Origin of the sequence: Achromobacter pulmonis, assembly GCF_021733725.1 — a bacterium.
Lineage (GTDB): Bacteria > Pseudomonadota > Gammaproteobacteria > Burkholderiales > Burkholderiaceae_B > Achromobacter > Achromobacter pulmonis.
The window spans coordinates 504,899-522,474 of the sequence record NZ_JAIFOT010000001.1; the positions used below are offsets into that span (position 1 = coordinate 504,899).

Annotated in this window: 17 protein-coding genes and 1 other annotated feature; of the genes, 6 read left to right on the forward strand and 11 right to left on the reverse strand. The window is 67.2% G+C overall.

Annotation, left to right across the window (positions count from 1 at the left end; translation table 11 throughout):
• Window positions 1-163: 163 nt before the first annotated feature.
• The 4 genes from K2W61_RS02310 to K2W61_RS02325 form a co-directional block, all read right to left on the reverse strand.
• Entirely contained in the window at window positions 164-589 is a 426-nt protein-coding gene (locus K2W61_RS02310) for an Lrp/AsnC family transcriptional regulator (RefSeq protein ID WP_047992161.1), read from the reverse strand.
• A gap of 84 nt (window positions 590-673) precedes the next feature.
• Window positions 674-1,027, reverse strand: coding sequence for a gamma-glutamylcyclotransferase family protein (locus K2W61_RS02315; RefSeq protein WP_175131378.1), 354 nt, complete (start codon window positions 1,025-1,027; stop codon window positions 674-676).
• Window positions 1,028-1,230: 203 nt separating this feature from the next.
• Entirely contained in the window at window positions 1,231-1,488 is a 258-nt protein-coding gene (locus K2W61_RS02320; RefSeq protein WP_175131377.1) for a hypothetical protein, read from the reverse strand.
• A gap of 47 nt (window positions 1,489-1,535) precedes the next feature.
• Window positions 1,536-1,739 (reverse strand): cold-shock protein, encoded by a 204-nt coding sequence (locus tag K2W61_RS02325; protein WP_175131376.1) that lies wholly within the window; start codon window positions 1,737-1,739, stop codon window positions 1,536-1,538.
• A gap of 429 nt (window positions 1,740-2,168) precedes the next feature.
• On the opposite strand from K2W61_RS02325, the gene K2W61_RS02330 reads away from it, so the two are divergent.
• Together K2W61_RS02330 and K2W61_RS02335 are read left to right on the forward strand one after the other, a co-directional pair.
• Window positions 2,169-2,627 (forward strand): hypothetical protein, encoded by a 459-nt coding sequence (locus K2W61_RS02330; RefSeq protein WP_175131375.1) that lies wholly within the window; start codon window positions 2,169-2,171, stop codon window positions 2,625-2,627.
• 101 nt (window positions 2,628-2,728) lie between these two features.
• Complete coding sequence (locus tag K2W61_RS02335; RefSeq protein WP_236754999.1) at window positions 2,729-3,493, forward strand: SDR family oxidoreductase; 765 nt, start codon at window positions 2,729-2,731, stop codon at window positions 3,491-3,493.
• 46 nt (window positions 3,494-3,539) lie between these two features.
• On the opposite strand, the gene K2W61_RS02340 is transcribed toward K2W61_RS02335, so the two are convergent.
• The 3 genes from K2W61_RS02340 to K2W61_RS02350 form a co-directional block, all read right to left on the reverse strand.
• Window positions 3,540-6,449, reverse strand: a complete 2,910-nt coding sequence (locus K2W61_RS02340) for a TonB-dependent receptor (RefSeq protein ID WP_236755000.1) — start codon at window positions 6,447-6,449, stop codon at window positions 3,540-3,542.
• Between the two features lie 125 nt (window positions 6,450-6,574).
• A complete protein-coding gene (locus tag K2W61_RS02345; protein WP_236755001.1) occupies window positions 6,575-7,582 on the reverse strand; it encodes a FecR family protein in 1,008 nt (335 codons plus the stop codon).
• A 37-nt stretch (window positions 7,583-7,619) separates the two neighbouring features.
• Window positions 7,620-8,138: a sigma-70 family RNA polymerase sigma factor gene (locus K2W61_RS02350; protein ID WP_175140906.1), complete on the reverse strand. Its 519-nt coding sequence runs from the start codon at window positions 8,136-8,138 to the stop codon at window positions 7,620-7,622.
• A 286-nt stretch (window positions 8,139-8,424) separates the two neighbouring features.
• On the opposite strand from K2W61_RS02350, the gene K2W61_RS02355 reads away from it, so the two are divergent.
• The 3 genes from K2W61_RS02355 (at window position 8,425) to K2W61_RS02365 (ending at window position 12,414) form a co-directional block, all read left to right on the forward strand.
• Complete coding sequence (locus tag K2W61_RS02355; protein WP_236755002.1) at window positions 8,425-9,600, forward strand: YjgN family protein; 1,176 nt, start codon at window positions 8,425-8,427, stop codon at window positions 9,598-9,600.
• 31 nt (window positions 9,601-9,631) lie between these two features.
• Window positions 9,632-10,678 carry a M48 family metallopeptidase gene (locus K2W61_RS02360; RefSeq protein ID WP_236755003.1) on the forward strand — a complete coding sequence of 349 codons (1,047 nt, stop codon included), beginning with the start codon at window positions 9,632-9,634 and terminating at the stop codon, window positions 10,676-10,678.
• 109 nt (window positions 10,679-10,787) lie between these two features.
• Window positions 10,788-10,841 (forward strand) — a sequence feature (sul1 is cis-regulatory element that is thought to sense ions involved in sulfur or methionine metabolism; They are found in Alphaproteobacteria).
• Window positions 10,842-10,923: 82 nt separating this feature from the next.
• Window positions 10,924-12,414, forward strand: coding sequence for a SulP family inorganic anion transporter (locus K2W61_RS02365; protein ID WP_175131373.1), 1,491 nt, complete (start codon window positions 10,924-10,926; stop codon window positions 12,412-12,414).
• Here K2W61_RS02365 and K2W61_RS02370 read toward each other — a convergent pair.
• The 4 genes from K2W61_RS02370 to K2W61_RS02385 form a co-directional block, all read right to left on the reverse strand.
• A complete protein-coding gene (locus K2W61_RS02370) occupies window positions 12,380-14,824 on the reverse strand; it encodes a TonB-dependent siderophore receptor (RefSeq protein WP_236755004.1) in 2,445 nt (814 codons plus the stop codon). The genes K2W61_RS02365 and K2W61_RS02370 overlap by 35 nt on opposite strands.
• An 88-nt stretch (window positions 14,825-14,912) precedes the next feature.
• Complete coding sequence (locus tag K2W61_RS02375) at window positions 14,913-15,863, reverse strand: FecR domain-containing protein (RefSeq protein WP_236755005.1); 951 nt, start codon at window positions 15,861-15,863, stop codon at window positions 14,913-14,915.
• Between the two features lie 6 nt (window positions 15,864-15,869).
• Window positions 15,870-16,397: a sigma-70 family RNA polymerase sigma factor gene (locus tag K2W61_RS02380; RefSeq protein WP_175131370.1), complete on the reverse strand. Its 528-nt coding sequence runs from the start codon at window positions 16,395-16,397 to the stop codon at window positions 15,870-15,872.
• A gap of 151 nt (window positions 16,398-16,548) precedes the next feature.
• The gene (locus K2W61_RS02385) at window positions 16,549-17,277 is read right to left on the reverse strand and encodes an META and DUF4377 domain-containing protein (RefSeq protein WP_217467940.1); all 729 of its coding nucleotides are present in this window, start codon (window positions 17,275-17,277) and stop codon (window positions 16,549-16,551) included.
• Between K2W61_RS02385 and K2W61_RS02390 the strand changes: the two genes are divergently transcribed.
• Entirely contained in the window at window positions 17,276-17,482 is a 207-nt protein-coding gene (locus K2W61_RS02390; protein WP_175131105.1) for a hypothetical protein, read from the forward strand. The two genes, K2W61_RS02385 and K2W61_RS02390, sit on opposite strands and share 2 nt — an antisense overlap.
• The last annotated feature ends 94 nt before the right edge of the window (window positions 17,483-17,576 follow it).

Consider the following 17,576-nt stretch of genomic DNA (forward strand, 5'->3'; position numbering starts at 1 on the left):
CCGGGGAGGAATCTCTAACGGGTGGTTCGTGCTGTCGCCCTGGCGGTGTTTGGGCCTTCGTGGCGACGCAGGTTTGTTCGATGGAAGATCTTGCAGGGTCGCCCAAGGCGGCCGCGCGGGCGGCTGTTGTGGACGTTCGGTAGTGCGAAGATCGGTAGCCGGCTCAATCGAGCTTGTAGCTTTTCAGGTGAATGCTGGTTTCCGTGGCGGAGATGGCCTTGATGAGGCGAACGCGGTCCAGGACGCGGGACATTTCCTCGATGTTGGCGACGCGCAGTTCGGCCAGCAGGTCCCAGCGGCCGTTGGTGTCGTGCAGGGCGACGACGGCGGGGTCGCCCAGGAGGATGCTGACGACGCGGCGGGTTTCGTTGCCGTCGACGGCGATGTTCATCCAGGCGCCGATCTGGTCGGGTTGGGATTCGGGGCGCAGCCGGACGGTATAGCCGACGATGATGCCCTCGTCTTCCATACGGGCGATGCGGTTGTTGATCGTGCCCCGCGACACGTCGAGCTTCTTGGCCAGGGTCGCGACGGTTGCGCGTGCATCGGCACGCAACAGGCCCAGCAATTGCTGATCGAGTGTGTCCATGATTGCTCCAGCCTGAAAATTGGCCCCAGCCCCGCATCGTATACGGATTCGATGCGGGGCTGGCGCGGCAGTCCGGCCAGGCGTTCAGGCCTTGATGTACACCCAGGCGTGCACGCCGGACTTGAGCAGCACCGCGACGCGCTTGTAATCGGACACCTCGTAGCGATCGGCCGCCTCCAGTTCCTGCTGCGTGACCTCGAACACCATGCCCGGCACTTCGTCCTTGGGGTCGTAGGTGGCATGGACGATGGGATGCCGTGCCAGGCCACTGGTCTTGATGACCTCAGGGTCGGTGATATCGACCCAATGCTGCACGTAGCCGGTCATGGCGTCCTCCCGGCCGTCGAGTTCACGGCCGAAGTTGGCGCGTTGCACCGCCTTGTCCCGCAACGTGCCGTAGGAGAAAAGCAGAATGCGGGCTTCGTTCGATTCAGGCACTTTCGTGTCCTCCAGGAAATACCTTTTCCGCCAGTTTATGGGTTTTGAATGAACGTCAGGGAAACCGGGCCGCGGCAGCGGCGCCAACGCGAGCAAGGCGGCTCGCGCATGCCGGCGCAAACGACATGGCCGCCCGGTTGCCCTGGGCGGCCATGTCGTTTGCGCCGGCGCTTGCCGCGCGGACCCGTCGCCGGGCCTGGCGGTCAAGCGGGCCTGGCATGCGCATCGACCACGATGCGGCCGTGATGGATTGCGGCATCCACCGCCATGCTGGGGCTGGAGACGGATCCACCCGCCGCGAACAGCGGCACGGCGTAGGGTTCGCCGAGCCGGTCCTGATCGCCGGCCAGTTCCACCGCGACCGTCGCCGTGAAGGCGGGGCCATTCGATCCGCCCGCGGCCACGCGGGACACGCTCGCGGTCAGCCGGTAGCCTTTGTAAACCATGTTGTTGTGGAGCATAAGCCCTCCGTCGTTAAGCAAAAGGCCCGCTTGCGCGGGCCTTTCTTTCACAATGCGCGGATCTGCGTCGCGTGCGGCCCCTTGGAGCCCTGTGCGGTGACGTAACTGACGCGCTGGTTTTCCAACAGCACCTTGTGGCCATCGCTGACGATTTCGGAGAAATGGGCGAAGAGATCCTTGCCGCCGTTCTCAGGCATGATGAAGCCAAAGCCCTTGGCGTCGTTGAACCATTTGACGATTCCGGTTTCCATGTTTCTTTCCTTGGTGGATAACGGGCACAGCCCGCGAAGTGAGCCAGTCAAGGAAAGGACGGCGAACAATGAGGCCCCTCGAAAGAGGAGCAAGACCGGACGATGATCACGATGCTCGAAAAGCTTCTATCCCACTATGGGTGCTGGCCACCATAAAGTCAACCACCGTTTCCAAATAGCGCCTCGCTCGCCATTGCGCGCTGGCCGTGGCCCGCTGTGACCGGGAAAACCGCTGATTTTTCACGAAATACGCCGTTCGCGCCTGGCAACCGGCGCGCTTTCCCGCGCAGGGACGCCAAAGCGCGTATGCTGTCCCGATGGTGCTTGACCGCGCGATCCTCGCCGCATCGCCATGTACAGGAGCACCACCATGACCTCGCACTCTCCCCCCGCTACCCGCCCTGGCCTCGGGCTTTCGGCAGCGCGCGCTTGAGCGCGCTCAAGCGGTCGATCGCGCGTTTCGCCAACGCCTGCGTCAAGCTGCTGCCCCGGCCATCCGGCCCGCCCGCCAGCCCCGCGCCGCGCGCTGCCTCGCATGGCGGCGCCGTCGCCGCACGCCCGGGCCACGCGGCGATTTCCTCGCCCTGGCGCATCTATCGCATCTATGCCCGCCCGGGCCACCTGCTGATCCGCAATGAACAGGGCGAAATCCACGAACTTGGCGTCATGAAGGGCAGTGAGCCCAACCTCAGCTATCGCCTGTATGCCAAGGACCTCAAAGGCCAGGGATTCGCCTCCCGCACGCAATTGCTCGACGATATCGCGCGCCGGATCGAGACGGGGGAAGTGGGTCGCGAACTGCTCTCGCTGCCCGTGAACAGCACGCCTCTGGGCGTCGATCTGGATCGCGGTTCGCACACCGATGTGTCGATGAAGCTGGCGCGCTAGCCGCCGGCATTGCCGCGTCCGGCGGCCCACGGCAAGAAACGGATAGCCGGGCCGGTCGGAGCTGCCTATCGTGGCCGTGTCATTCACTCACAGGAACGATCATGCAGCAACTGACCGGCAAAGTCGCCATCATCACCGGCGCCAGCTCGGGAATCGGCTATGAAGCGGCCAAGCTGTTCGCCCGCGAGGGCGCCAGCCTCGTGCTGGTGGCACGGCGCCAGGCCGAACTGGAAGCACGGGTCGCACAGATCGAAGCCGATGGCGGCCGCGCCGTGGCGCTGGCGGGCGACGTCCGCGACGAGGCCCTGGCCGAGGCCGCCGTCAGCCTGGCCGAAACCTGCTACGGGGGCCTGGACATCGCCTTCAACAATGCCGGCATGACCGGCGAAGCCCTGCCCCTGCACCAGGTCTCGCCCGAAGCCTGGCGCGAGATCCTCGATACCAACCTGGGCAGCGCCTTTCTCGGCGCGCGCCACCAGATCCCGGCGCTGCTGCGGCGCGGCGGCGGGTCGCTGATCTTCACCTCCACCTTTGTCGGCCACACCGCCGGCATGGCCGGCATGGGCGCCTATGCCGCCAGCAAGGCCGGCCTGATCGGGCTGACCCAGACCATTGCTTCGGAGTATGGCGCGCACGGCATCCGCGCCAACGCGCTGCTGCCCGGCGGCACCGACACGCCGATGGGCCGCGCGTCGATGCCCACGCCCGAGGCGCGCCGCTACGTCGAAAACCTGCATGCGCTCAAGCGCCTGGCCGCCCCGCAGGAGATCGCCCGCTCGGCGCTTTACCTGGCTTCGGACGCCTCCAGCTTCACCACCGGCACGGCGTTGCTGGTGGATGGCGGCGTGTCGATCCATCGCGGCTGAACCGGCGTGGTGCCATGCGCCTGCGCCGCATGGCACCGCGGCCTTCTCAGAAGCGCGTTTGCAAGCCCACGCGCAACGTACGTCCGGGCGCTGGCATGAAACTCGACGCCAGCGGATCCAGGTAATAGCGGTTCGTGAGATTCTGCACCGACAGACTGATGAGAGTCTGGTGGCGCAGCTCGTAGGTCATGAAAAGGTCGAACAAGGTGACTTGCTGATAGACGAGCTGCGGCGTAGTCGGCGCAGTCTGCCACGGCTGGTCGGCCGTGGCGTTGGGCCCCGACGTGTAGGTCATGCGCCCGCCCAGGGTCAGCGTTTCGTTGAAGAAGCGCAGGCCGGACGTCAGGCTCACCGCCAGTCGCGGCGGATTCTGGGTGTTGGTGTACGACCCCATGAAGCTGCCCGCCGTGCACACGGGCGTGTTCTCCGTGCGCTGATAGGGCCCGGCACTATTGCGCAGTGTCTGCGCAAAGGCCGCATCGCAGGTTTCGGTTTTCAGATAGTACGTGGCCGCCAGATCCAGGAACACGCGCCCGGCATCGTAGTGGGATTGGAATTCCAGCCCACTGGTCTGATAGCTGTCGGTATTGCGGAACTGCATCACCCCCTGGTCGTAATAGCGCGTGATGTAGTGCTTGATGTTGTTGTTGAAGTACGCGAGCTTGGCGGCAACCGCATCCCCGTCCATGAACAGGTTGCCACGCATCGTGCTGGTGCCGACCTCCCAGCTGTTGGCGCGTTCCGGCTTGAGCCCGCGCCCGGGCGTGAGCTGCAGCGTGCCCAGGCTGGTCTCGAACAGCGACGGCAGGCGTAGCCCCTGGGTGTAAGAGGCATAGACGAAGGTGTCCGCCGCCAGCTCCAGGTTGAAGCCGAACGCTGGCGAGAACGCGCCCCCGCCACTGCGCTGCCGCGGCGCATGGTCGTAGCCGGTGACGATCTCCACTTCATCTTCGGGAAAAACCCGTGTCCGGGTTTCGTCCGCGCCGAAGCCGTCGTAAGGCACTCCGACCTCCGGGCGATTGCTGTCGAAGAACACCGTGCCGCCGTGCAGGCGCGGGTCGGTGACATCGGTATAGCGGCCGTTCTCGTCAGGGAACCACATCAGATAGCCGATGCCGCCCGGCATCCACGCCGCGTCCCCCGGTTTGAACAGCATGATGTGGCGGAAGTTGCGCGCTTCGCGGCGCGCAGTGGAATAGACACCGTTGTCCCTGACACTGAAATGGCTGTAGCGCCCCCCGCCCCATAGCGTCAGCGCCTGCACCGGCTGGTATTCCAGCTTGCCGTTCAAGCTGAACTCCTTGCGCGAGGCATCCCGTAGCGCGCGGTTGCCATCGATGTCCTGCGGCGTCGTCACGACGCCGCGTTGCGGGCGGATATCCTCGATCTGGAACGAGCCGCCCAGGTCGAGCTTGAAGTCACCGCGCGCCGTCCGCCAGCGCGAGGTATTGGACAGATCGCCACCGATGCGGCGGTCGGCCTGGCGGGTCCAGTTGCGGTCCGTCCGATAGGCCTGGGTAGCGGGCGCCCACACCGAGGTCAACTGGCTGGTCTTGGCGTCGGTCAGCCACAGGCTGGCGCTCAAGTCCAGCAGTGGGTTGTCCGCTGGCTCGAACCGGTAGCGCGCGGTGTAGGTATCGATGTCGGTCTGTCCCAGCGGATACTGGCTGATCCCCGCCGTGCCCGAACGGAAGATATCCGATGGCATGATTTCGCCGAGAGTGCCGCCGTAGCGGCGATAGCCTAGTTCCAGCGTATGACCCTGCGCCGGGCGCAGGACCAGCTTCAGCAGCGTCGACTCGGTTTCGGCGGAGGAATTCAGCACCTCTTCGCCCGGGTTGTAGACCTTGGCCACGCTGTTCCGCTCGTAGCCGTTCGAGTAGTAGGTGCGATAGCGCTCGCGCCCTTTCCTGCCCGAGAAATAATTGCCCTGCCGGCGGTGGGCGTAAGCCGCCACGATGTCGAGATGCTCGTTGGTGTAGGCAAAGGCCACGCTGCCCGATCTGGCGCGCGAACCGGACAGGCTGCCCTGGGCATCATGCGGTACCGCGTTCAGGTTTTCCTCGGGCTCCCCCACGGCGGCGGGCGCCTTGCCGGTCCGGCGGGCTGGCGCCACGCCGTTGTCCCACGCTTCGCCCTTCAGACGCAGGCCGATGTGGTGGCCTTCCGGCAGGATATCCTGCACACCCAGCGTGCGCATCTCCACCGAACCGCCAATGGCGCCGGAAGTCACCGACGGACCTTTGTTGACCGTCACGGTGCTGATCAGGTCGGGATCGATGTAGCTGCGCTGCTGCGTGCCCGCGTAGCCCCGGTACACGTCCAGCGCCTGCTCCGAACCGTCGACCCGCACGGCCACGCGGCTCTGCCCCTGGATACCGCGGATATTGACATCCAGGCCGCCGCCATTGCGGCTGTCACCAACCTGCACGCCCGGAATGCCGGCAAGCAGATCACCCGCCGACACCCGTCCGAAGCGGTCGAGGTCCTGGCTGGACAGGTGCACCGATGAGCGTGGCGCGCGGTAGGCCTCTTTTTCGGCCAGCGCATCGGCCTTGACGACCACGGGCGCCAGCGCCGCGGTCCCCGGCGCCATCACCAGCACATACCCGGATGCGCCCCGCCGCGCCTGCAGTCCGGTATCGCGCAGCAGCGCGGCGAAGCCGTCATCCAGCGTGAAGCGGCCATGCAGGCCCGGGCTCTGGAGACCGGCCACCTGGCCGGCAATCAGCGACAGCGCGACGCCGGATTGCTGCGCATAGCGGCTCAAGGCATCCGCCAGCGGCCCGGCGGCGATGTCGTACTGCCGGTCTACCTGCTGCGCCTGGGTGTTCGCCGCGGCGCATACGCCCAGCCCGGTCAGCATCAGGCGCGACAGCAATGCCAGGCCGGCGATGGCGCGCGGCGCGGAAAACGGAGAACGGCGGCGCGGACCTGCCGCGTGAATCGGGTGCATGATCGTAGTCCTCGGATGGGGCGCCCGGGTCGCTCGATACGCGCCGGGTCATCGCCTTTCAAAAGACATGACGCACCAGAATCCGGAACACGAACCGCGCGGACGCAACCTGGCCGAATGGCGGATCAATTCACTGCCCGCCCAACCCACACCAGATAGGAAGACGCGAATCGCAACGTCAACCCCGGCACGCTTTCCGCCAGCAGGCGCAGCGCCCGGTCGGAATCGTCCAGCGGCAGCACCGCCGCCATGCGGATGCCGTCCAAGGCTGTCCTGTCATAGAGAATCCAGCCGGGCCGGTGGCGGTTCAGTTCGTCCAGCACGTCCGTCAAGGGCCGGTCGTGCGCCACCAGTTGATGCAGGCGCCAGGCATCCGCCACCTCGCGCGGGTCGACCGTCGTGAGCGGCCCCGCGCCTTGCGCCGAGACTGCCACCCGTTGCCCGGCCCGCACCACCACCGGCGATGCCTCGACGCCACCGGCGGTCTCGACCCGCACCCCCGATTCGAGCATCGTCAGTGTCGTCACCGCATCATGGCGCGCGACGATATAGCGCGTGCCCAGCGCGGTCAGACGGGCCTCGCCAGTGCGCACCACGAAGGGTCGCGCGGCGTCCTTTGCCACCTCGACCAGCACCTGGCCCTGCAACAGTTCAAGCTCCCGGCGCCGCGAATCGAACGCCAAGTTCACCGCGCTGTTGCCGGCCAGCGTGATCCGCGAGCCATCTTCGAGAACGCGACTGCGCCATTGACCAGGAGTGCTGCGCGCATCCGCCAAGAGATAAGCCACGGGATAGGCCTGCAAGACGGTCCACCCTGCCGCCGCCGCGAGCAACAAGGTGCCAAGCGCGAAACGCTGCCGGTTCGCGCGGCGCTTGCCCACATGCGCGAAGGCGGCATCGAATCCCGCCCGCGCCGGCCCCGCCGCAAGCGCCGCCGCGCCACGCAGTTCCTGCATCTGCTCGATCACTCGCCGCATGTCCCGCGCCGCGGCCGCGTGCGCCGGGCTTTGCCGCGCCCAGGCCGCCAAGTCCCGCCGCGCGGCCTCCCGCTCGGCCACATCGGCCCCGCTCAGGCGCACAACCCACAGGGCCGCCTGCTCGGCAATGGCATCGACACTGGGCGCCCGCGTCATGACGGCGGCTCCCGGTCCCCTGACCGTCCCCTGGCCGTCACGGAGCCAGCACCTGATGGCAACGCAGCAGCCCCTGCGCCAGGTACCTCTGCACCATCCGCACGGAAATACGCAGGCGCGCCGCCACCTCTGGCTGGCTCAGGTCCTCCAGGTAATGCAGCAAGAATGCCTCGCGGCCCTTTGGAGCCAGCGTCGCCAGCGCCGCCGCCAACTGCTCCACCGCCTGTATTGCGCTCATCAGCGCCTCGGGTGAAGGCGCCCCTTGCGGCAAGGCCGCCGCCGCCAGCGCCATGGCGTCGAGATAGGCCTGCTCGATGCGTTGGCGCCGCAGGCGGTCGAGCATCAGGCGGCGCGCGGCCGTGACCAGGTAGGCCCGTGGCTGCGCCAGTTCGGCCGGCGGCACCCTGGCCGTCAGCAGCCGCAGAAACGTGTCATGGGCCAGGTCCGCCGCCTGCTCCGGGCACTCCAGCCGGCGGCGCAGCCATGACGTAAGCCAACCGTGATGGTCGACGTAGAGCGCCTTGACGGCCGCGACCAGGGGATGGGCTGCAGTCATGATCCATTTCATGCGGACGCGGCCCGCGGGCCGACGTATCGATGAACTCAATTGAAAATGAGACTCGATACTAGGCCGACTGATCCTGCCAGGCAAGACACGAGAAACATACGCGGCACATCTGTTGCATCGCGGGGCCGGTCGCCCGGCGCGATGCCACGCCCCAGCAAGCCATCAAGCCAGGTAGGCCGTCCCCGCCGTTTACCAGACCCTATCCCATATCTGCGCCGCACGCGTATCGCTAGGATTTGCCAACCCCTCCGTTCGTCGCTGCCGAGATAGCCAGATGCCACAGTTACCAGCCCAAGAGGTTCCAGATTCCGGGGACGCCTCCGGTCCGCGGTTCTCCCGCGACAACACGCTGCAAGCGCTGCCCCTGCAGTTCGTCGGCGCCGCGCGCGATTACTTCGGCGTCTGGCTCGTCAACGTCCTGTTGACGCTGTGCACCCTGGGAATCTGGTCGGCCTGGGCGAAGGTCAGGACGCGCCGCTGGTTCTACGGCCATACCCGCCTGGCGGGCGCCGGATTCGACTATCACGCCACCGGCGGGCAGATACTGAAAGGCCGCCTGCTCGCCATCGCCCTGCTCGTCGGCATCTCGGTCATCACCGCCTTATGGCCGCGGGCCGAGAGGGCGCTCACCCTTTTGTTCCTGGCTGGCATGCCCTGGGCCATCAATGCCGGCCTGCGGTTCAACGCCTGCATGACGTCCTGGAGCAATGTGCGTTTCGATTTCCGGGGCCGCTATGGGCGCGCGCTGCTGGTCTTCGTGCTCATCCCGCTGGCTTCGGTCTTCACGCTCGGACTGCTCGCGCCCCTGGCCACGCAGCGCCTGGCGCGCTACACGGCGTCAAGCTACCGCTTCGGCGCCGCGGCCTTCAGCTGCGCGCCGCGCCTGGGAACGCTGTATGCCGCGCTACTGCGCAGCATGGCGCTGTTGCTCGCGGTCTGCCTTCTCGGCCTGTTGATCACCCAGTTGGTCGGAACGGCGATGATCCCCGAGTTCTCGCTTGCAGAAATGCTGCGAGGACTGTCCGGGCCGTTGCCGAACCGCCATCGCCCGCTCACGCCCGGCCTGCGCATGTTCCTGGCCGTGCTGCCCGTCATGCTCGCGATGCTCTACGCCGCCGTGATCGTCGCGGCCATGTACTACAGCGCCTGCGCCCATAACGAAACCCTCAGCCGCTGCGCGTTGGCGGGCGGCCATCGCCTGCACAGCGACATGGCGCCGCTGCGCTATATCTGGATCACGCTGTCCGGCCTCGCGGCTAGCCTGGTCAGCGTGGGCCTGGCCTACCCCTGGGCGCGCGTGCGCCGCTACCGCTACGTGGCGCAATGCATCACTGTCCTGGCCGCGCCGGGCCTGGACGAATTCATATCGCAACAGCCGGCGCGTCGCCCCGGCGCCTTTGGCGCCGAACTCAGCCAGCTCGAAGGCTTTGCCGTTGTCTCATCGCTCTGACCTCCCCCTGCCCACAGGCGGCCCGGCCGATATGCCCGGCGCCGCGGACGCCGCGGCAGGCCATGCGATCCACGGACGGCTGTTCGAGGCTCGCGCGTCGGCCAGCCGCCCCGCGACCCTGCATTGGCGCGAGGATGGCAGCCTGATCCTGCGGCATGGCCAAGCGCAACAAGCGCTGCCGGCCGGCAGCGTGCGGTGGTCCAGCCGTATCGGCACGGCCGTCCGGCGCGCCACGCTGCCCGGCGATGGCATCTTCGAGACCGCCGATAACGACCAAGTCGACCGGCTGGAATGCCTTCACGGCCGCCGCACGCATCTGCTGCACCGCCTGGAACGTCTCAACCTGCCTGGGCTGGCGCTGGCGGCGCTGGTCACGCTGGCGTTCCTCGTAAGCCTGCGCTGGACCATCCCGTGGCTGGGCGACGCCATCGCCCGCACGGTTCCCCCCGCTGTCGAAGGCCGTCTTGGCGCCCACGTCCTGCAGACGCTGGATCAGACCGTATTGCGCCCCAGCCAACTCTCCCCCAACCGCCAACGCGCCATCCAGGCAGTGTTCGATGAATTGACGACCTATGCCGACGTGGGGCCGCAACGGCCACGACTGCTGTTCCGCCAGGCAGGCCCACTGGTCGGGGCCAACGCCATGGCATTACCGGGGGGCAGCGTCATTGTCACGGACGAATTGGCGCGCCTCGCCGAAACACCCGAAACCCTGGCCGGCGTACTGGCCCATGAAATCGGCCACATACAGCATCGCCACGGGATACGACGCCTGGGACGACTAGCCGGCCTGTCCACCGTGGCGCTGCTTTTCAGCGGCGACACCACCAGCCTGCTGCACGAGGCCAGCCTGCTGGGCACGGGACTGCTGGATCTGTCCTACTCGCGCGCCTTCGAACACGAAGCCGACGCCACCGCGGTGTCGCTGCTGCGCCAATCCGGCAGGGACCCGGCGCTGCTGGCGGCGCTACTACAACGCCTGAGCGCGCAGTCCGCGGCGGCGGGCGCCCTGCCGAACTGGCTGTCCAGCCATCCCGCGACGGATGCGCGGACGCGCTTCATCCTCGAAGCACGTTAGCCCGCGCCGGCGCCGCGCCACCCGGCATGCCTTGCTCCGCACTCCAACCTGTGTAAAATCCTGCCTCGACGCATCTGCAACGGATGCGCATCGCTACGACAGCGATCTTCGTGGACCCGGCATCGCCGGGTGGCTCGGCCGGGCGCCTATCCCTCGGACAATCCCAAGCGACTTACGGCTCGCTCCAGACTCGACATAGCATTTCGCTGCGATGCCGCGCTTGCTGACTTCAAGTTGGCCAAACCATGTCTTTTGTTTCCTCGTTCCGCCGTGACTGGCTCGCCAGTCCCCGCGCCGACATCCTCGCGGGCATCGTCGTTGCCCTTGCCCTCATCCCGGAAGCCATCGGCTTTTCGATCATCGCCCACGTCGATCCCAAAACCGGCCTGTATGCCTCGTTCTCGATCGCCGTCATCATCTCGCTGGTCGGCGGCCGTCCCGGCATGATCTCCGCCGCCACGGCCGCCGTGGCGGTGGTCGTCGCGCCCTTGGTGATCGAGCATGGCGTCGACTACCTGTTCGCCGCCACCGTCCTGATGGGAGTCATCCAGGTCCTGGCCGGATTCCTGCGGCTCGACCTGCTGATGCAGTATGTTTCGCGGTCGGTCGTCACCGGCTTCGTCAATGCGCTCGCCATTCTCATCTTCATCGCGCAACTGCCGCAACTGACCGGCGTCACCTGGGTCAGCTACGCCATGGTGGCGGGGGGCCTGGCCATCATCTACCTGTTCCCGCTGCTGACGCGGGTGGTGCCCTCGCCGCTGGTCGCGATCATTGTGCTGACAACCCTCAGCATCCTGGGCGGCCTGTCGGTCAATACCGTCGGCAGCATGGGCAAGCTGCCCTCCGCCCTGCCCTCCTTCCAATTGCCGGACGTGCCGTTTACGCTGGACACGCTGCGCATCATCCTGCCCTACTCGCTGACCATGGCGGCGGTGGGCCTGCTCGAATCGATGATGACCGCCCAGATCGTCGACGACATGACCGACACGCCCAGCGACAAACGGCGCGAATGCAAGGGCCAGGGCATCGCCAACTTCGTCACCGGCTTCTTCGGCGGCATGGGCGGCTGCGCCATGATCGGCCAGTCCGTCATCAACGTGAAGTCCGGCGGATCGACCCGGCTGTCCACCTTCGTCGCCGGCGCCTTCCTGCTGTTCCTGATCGTGGTGCTGGGACCGCTGGTCGCCCAGATCCCCATGCCCGCGCTGGTCGCGGTGATGATCATGGTGTCCATCGGCACGTTCAGCTGGCGCTCGCTACGCAACCTGCGCAGCCATCCCTGGCAATCGTCCGTGGTCATGCTCGCCACCGTCGTGGTCGTGGTGTGGACCCACGACCTGGCGCGCGGCGTGCTGGTGGGGGTGCTGCTCAGCGGCGTCTTCTTCGCCGCCAAGGTCAAGCGCCTGCTGACAGTCGAATCGAGCCTGTCCGCGGACGGAGCCACCCGCACCTACGCCTTCGCGGGGCAAGTGTTCTTTGCGTCCACCGACCGGTTCGCGGAGTCGGTCGACTTCAAGGAACCGGTCGGCCACGTGGTGCTGGACGTGTCCGCCGCGCATTTCTGGGACATCTCCGCCGTCGGCGCGCTGGACAAGGTGGTGATCAAGCTGCGGCGCGGCGGAGTGCGGGTGGACGTGCGTGGGCTGAACCAGGCCAGCGCCACGCTGATCGGCCGATTCGGCGTCCACGACAAAGTGCTCAGTACCGGTAGTTCACCCCCAGCATCGCACTGAACGGCGCGCCGTAGTAGTTGCTGTAGACGTTGGTGCTGGCGTAGTACTTCCTGTCCAGCACATTGTTCAGGTTGAGCGTGGCCGACCACTGGCGGTTGACCTGGTAGCGCGCCATCAGGTCGAGCACGGCGTAGCTGCTCTGCGACGATTCCAACTGCCTTCCACCCGGCCCCCGGCTGGTGAAGCCGCTGGCGCCTTCCCAGCGCACCCCGCCCCCTACCGTCAGGGCGCTCCAGTCGCCAGGCAGCCGGTAGGTGGTGTAAAGCTTGGCGATGTGGCGCGGCAACCCGACCTGGGTCGAGAATCCGCTTGGCAGGCGGCGGTCCACATAGGCATACGACAACTGCATCTGCCAGCCGGGCGCGAGTTCGCCGCTGAGCTCGGCTTCCACGCCGCGCAGCACGGCGCCATTGGCGGCGACGTAGGCGTTGTCGCCATTGGGCGCCAGCTTGTCGCCGTCCAGCATGGCATAGTTGTCCTGACGAGTGCGGAACAGCGCCAGCGCGCCGTTCAGGCGTCCGTCCAGCCAGGCGGTCTTCAGGCCGATCTCGTAGGTGTTGCCCTCGATCGGCGCGATGCCGCTGCCCGACACGGTCTGCGCCTGCTGCGGCAGGAAGATGCTGGTGTAGCTGGCGTAGGCCGACAGCGTCGGCGTCAGGTCGTAGACCACGCCGGCATACGGCGTGTAGACGCCGTGCTCGCGCATGTTGTCCGGATAGGCCGAGCCGTCGTTGTAGTTATAGGAGGCCTGCTGGTCCCACCAGGTGACGCGCGAGCCGAGCACCAGCGACAGCGCATCGGTCGGGCGCAGGCGCAGCGCGCCGTAGATCGCGCGCTGCTTCTCCGTGTAGTGGCGCTTGCCGGTGACCTGCCACTGCGGTTCCGGCATGTCGCCATCCCAGGCGCGCGCGTCCGGGATGGCCGGGTCGTAGCCCGGCGCGGCCCACAGCGGGTAGGTATCGTAGTCGCCCCGGGTGCGCGACAGGCTCACGCCCAGCACCAGGTCGTGGCGCCGGCCCAGCGCGTCGAAGGCGCCGCTCAGACTGGCGTCCAGGGCATTCTGGGTCTTTGGAATGGGCCACTTGGCGACCCACAGCGAAGCGCCCTGCCCGGTTTGAGGATTGGCCCAGCCGTTGCTGCTGAACCAGCCATAAGTGCGGTCATTGTCATCGCCGGTGCGCGACAGCGTCAGCGATCCTTTCCATGACGGCGTGAATTCGTGGTCGAGCGTGGCGAAGACGTTGTAGCGCGTGCGTTCCTGGCGGCTCCAGTTGGTGGCGGAATTGAAACGCTGGCGAAAGTCGGTCTTGGAACCATCCGCGTAATAGGCGGGGAAACCGAAATACGAGCACGCCGTGCATGTCTTGCGCTGGTATTCCGCGCCCAGCGTCAACAGGGTGCGTTCGCTCAGGTCGGCTTCGATGACGCCATACAGCAGTCGCGAATCCTGCTTGACGCGGTCGATGAACGAGCCGCCCTCCTGCCAGGCGCCCACCAGCCGCCCGCGCAGCTTGCCTGCTGCATCCAGCGGGCTGCCCAGGTCGAACTCGGTGCGGCGGTAGTCCCATGACCCCACGCGGGCGCCGACGCCGGCCTCAAACTCGCGAGTCGGCCGCTTGCGCACAAGATTGATCGAGGCAGCCGGGTTGCCCGCCCCGCTCAGCAGGCCGGTGGAACCCCGCACCACCTCGATGCGGTCATACAACGCGGTATCCAGCCCCAGGGCATTGAAGTCCTTGTGGGTCGGCACACCGTCGACCTGCATGTTGGTGATCTCCATGCCGCGCGCATACAGGCCTTTTTCGTTGTCGTCCGCCGAGCCCTTCTTCTTGAAAACCAGGCCCGGCGTATTGACGATGGCGTCCTCCAGGGTATTGAGGCCCTGGTCGGTAAGCCGCTGGCGCGTCATCACCGAGACCGATTGCGGCGTCTCGCGCAGCGTCATCGGCAGCCGGGTGGCGGTGTTCGACACGCCGACCGTGTACGAATCGGTCGCCTCGCTGGGCAGGGGCTCGCGCGCCCCCAGCACCTCTACCGGCGCCAGCATCTGCGCGTTGACCACGCGCAGGCCATAGCGATTGCCTCCCTGGTCGATCGCTTCCAGGCCGGTTCCCGACAGCATCGCCGCCAGGCCCGCGGCCACGCCATAGTCGCCTTGCAGGCCGGCGCTCTGGCGCCCTTGGGTGAGGGTGGCGTCGAACGCCAGCACCACGCCGGCCTGTGCGGCAAAGCGGCTCAGTGTCAGGCCCAGCGGTCCGGGGGGCAGGTCGTAATGGCGCGATACCTGCACGCTGGGCACGGCCTGCGCCAGCACCGGCGGCGCGGCGCCGAAGGCTGTCAAGGCAATCAGAACGGCAGGCGCCAGGGAAGCGAAGGCGGGGGGATGGCGAAGCAAGGGTACAGAAGGCATGGACTCAGGTTTCCGTGTGGCAGATCCGACGTAATCCCTGCTAAGTCGGACGAGGGCGGAAAAAGGACAATGCCGTGGGGAAAAAAAATCAGCGCCGGGCGACGATGCGGACGTAATAACGGGTGAAACGGGACACGCGGACCGGCAAGGCGCGCGCCACGGCGGCCAGGGCCTGGTCGGTGTCGTCAACCGGAAACGCCCCCGATAACCGCAGCCCCGCCACCGCTTCGTCACATTGCAACAGGCCCGGCCGATAGCGGTCGAGGCGGGCGATGAAGTCGTCCAGCCGCCAGTTGTCCACCACCAGCAGGCCGCGGGTCCAGGCATCGGGTTCGCCGACGATGGCGCCCGTCGTTTGCGCGCCCGATAGTGTCAGCGTGCCCTGCTCGCCGGCATGCAGGATCAAGGGCGCGCCCCCGTTGGCGGGTGCCAGCGCGACGGCATGGCGCAGCACTGCGACCCGCGTCATGCTGTCCAGCCGAGTGACGAGAAAGCGGGTGCCCAAGGGCCGCACGGCGCCATGCACGGTGAGCACACGCAGGGGCGGCAGGCCGGGCCGGGCATGTTCGGTGTCGATCAGGATTTCACCGGCATGCACGACGATGCGGCGCTGGCCGGCATCGACCGTGACGTCCACGGCGCTGGCGCTGTCGAGCCACAGCAGGGTGCCATCGGCCAACCGCAGCTCGCGGCGCTCCCCGGCCGCGGTACGGTAGTCGGCCAGCATCCGTTCCATCGGCAAGGCGCGCCAAGCCGTCAGGCCGCCCGCGCCCAGCAGCGCCACCACGCCCAGGCCATTACGCAGCGCGGCGCGGCGGCGCGAAAAATGCCGGTCGGCGCGGTGCAGCGTGTCCGCGGCCAGCCGCGCCGGCGCGGCCCCCAGCGTGCCCCGCAGCCGTTCGACCTGGCGCCAGATGCGCGCATGCTCGGGATCGGCCGCCAGCCACCGCCCATGCGCGGCCAGGTCGGCCGCGCTGACATCGTCCGCACAGAGCCGTGCGTACCATTGCGCCGCCGCGGCGATGGTCTTGTCCGCCATGGCCGCCTACGGCCTGGCCAGCGCGTACACCAGGCAATGCTCGGTGGCGCGCGCCATGTACTTCTTGACGGAACTGACCGTCACGCCCAGGCGGACGCCGATCTCGGCATAGCTGGCCCCTTCCAGCTGGGACATCAGAAAGGCGCGCCGCACTTTGTCGCCCAGGCCGTGCAGCATGGCGTCGATCTCGCGGATGGTTTCGAGCAGGATGGCCTGGGTCTCGGGGGACATGGCGCTGGCCTCGGGCTGCTGCGCCAGCGTTTCGAGCCAGGCGCGCTCGAGCGCCTGGCGCCGGATATGGTCGACCAGCGTGCGCTGCGCCACCGTCGCCAGGAAACTGCGCGGCTGCCGCACGCCCTGCAATTGCGCCATCGACGCCGGCGAGGCCAGCAGCCGCAGGAAGGTGTCCTGGGCCAGGTCGGCGGCCTCGGTCGGCACGCTCAGGCGCCGCAGCAGCCAGCCGCGCAGCCAGCCATGGTGGTCGCGGTACAGCCTGCCCAGTTCGCGGTGTTCCAGGGATTCCGTGGACGACATGGCCGTCGCATCAGCGCCTTGTGAATTTCAGGAATGGGAATTGTAATCATTATTGATGCGGGCGTTCAATTGCCGCTCCCCGCCCGATCCGGCCGGCGCCTCACGACGCCGGCCGCGTAACGCATCGCGTCCATGCGGACGCGACCCAGACCTACTTCAGCTTGCCCGAAGCGTCCTGCTCGACCACCAGGTCCAGCACATACACCTTCGACGGCGCATCCGCGGGCGGGTTCTTCCAGTCGTAGCGCTTGACGCGCAGCACCGTGCGCACGCCGTCGCGGTGGTCGTAGCCTTCGATCGATTGGTACAGCGGGTGCCAGTCTTCCTGCGGCGGCAACTGCACGCCGGCGTCGTTGTAGCGGCGCTCGCGCACCATCAGGCACTGATAGCGCGGGATCATGGGATGGCTGCAATCGACCCGCCGGGGCGCCACCTCCAGGAACATGATCTCGCCGGCGCTGCCATACAAGGTTTCCGGCGTCGGTTCGCCGACGAACGTCAGCACGCTGCCGTCGGCCGCCACCAGCGCCAGCTCGGGCTCGGCGGCATCGCCGCCGAGGGTGGCGCGCAGGTCGCCCTTCAGGCGCTGGCCGATGGCGGCGTCCAGCTGCATCAGGGCCGGCTCGCAGGCCTTCATGGTGGCAGCCAGGTTGGCCACGTGCAACACGCCGTCCTTGTAGGTATAGCCGCCGAACTGCGCATTGCAGCCGCCGCGCACGTTCATGGCGTCGGCCGTGAACGACAGACGCAGGGGCTGTTCAACCCCCTTTTGCAAGGCGGGAATGGACTTGCCCGAAGCATCGGTGGCCGACACCAGTCGCCAGTAGTACGCGGGCAGGCTCAGCGCATTCGCGGCGGCCGTGGAGGAAGAACGGGGCATGGTGGACGATCCTTCGCCAGGAGTGGAAACCGGTGCGCAGGCCTGCAGCAGCGCGGCGCAGACGGACGCCAGGAGCATTGTTTTTTTCATGGGTTTTTCCTATCAGCCGGAAGGCACTGGTAAAAACCCGGATTCTACGTCCGCGGCATGGACGAAACAGACCGGCTCTGTCCTGGGACGTATCAAAATCTTGCCACGTCGTTGAACGCGCGAAGTCATCTTCCGCCCACCAGATCGCTCGCTCGCCCCGGGACCGCACGAGCGATTCCAGCGCCCGGGGCGAATGGATCGCCGCCCTT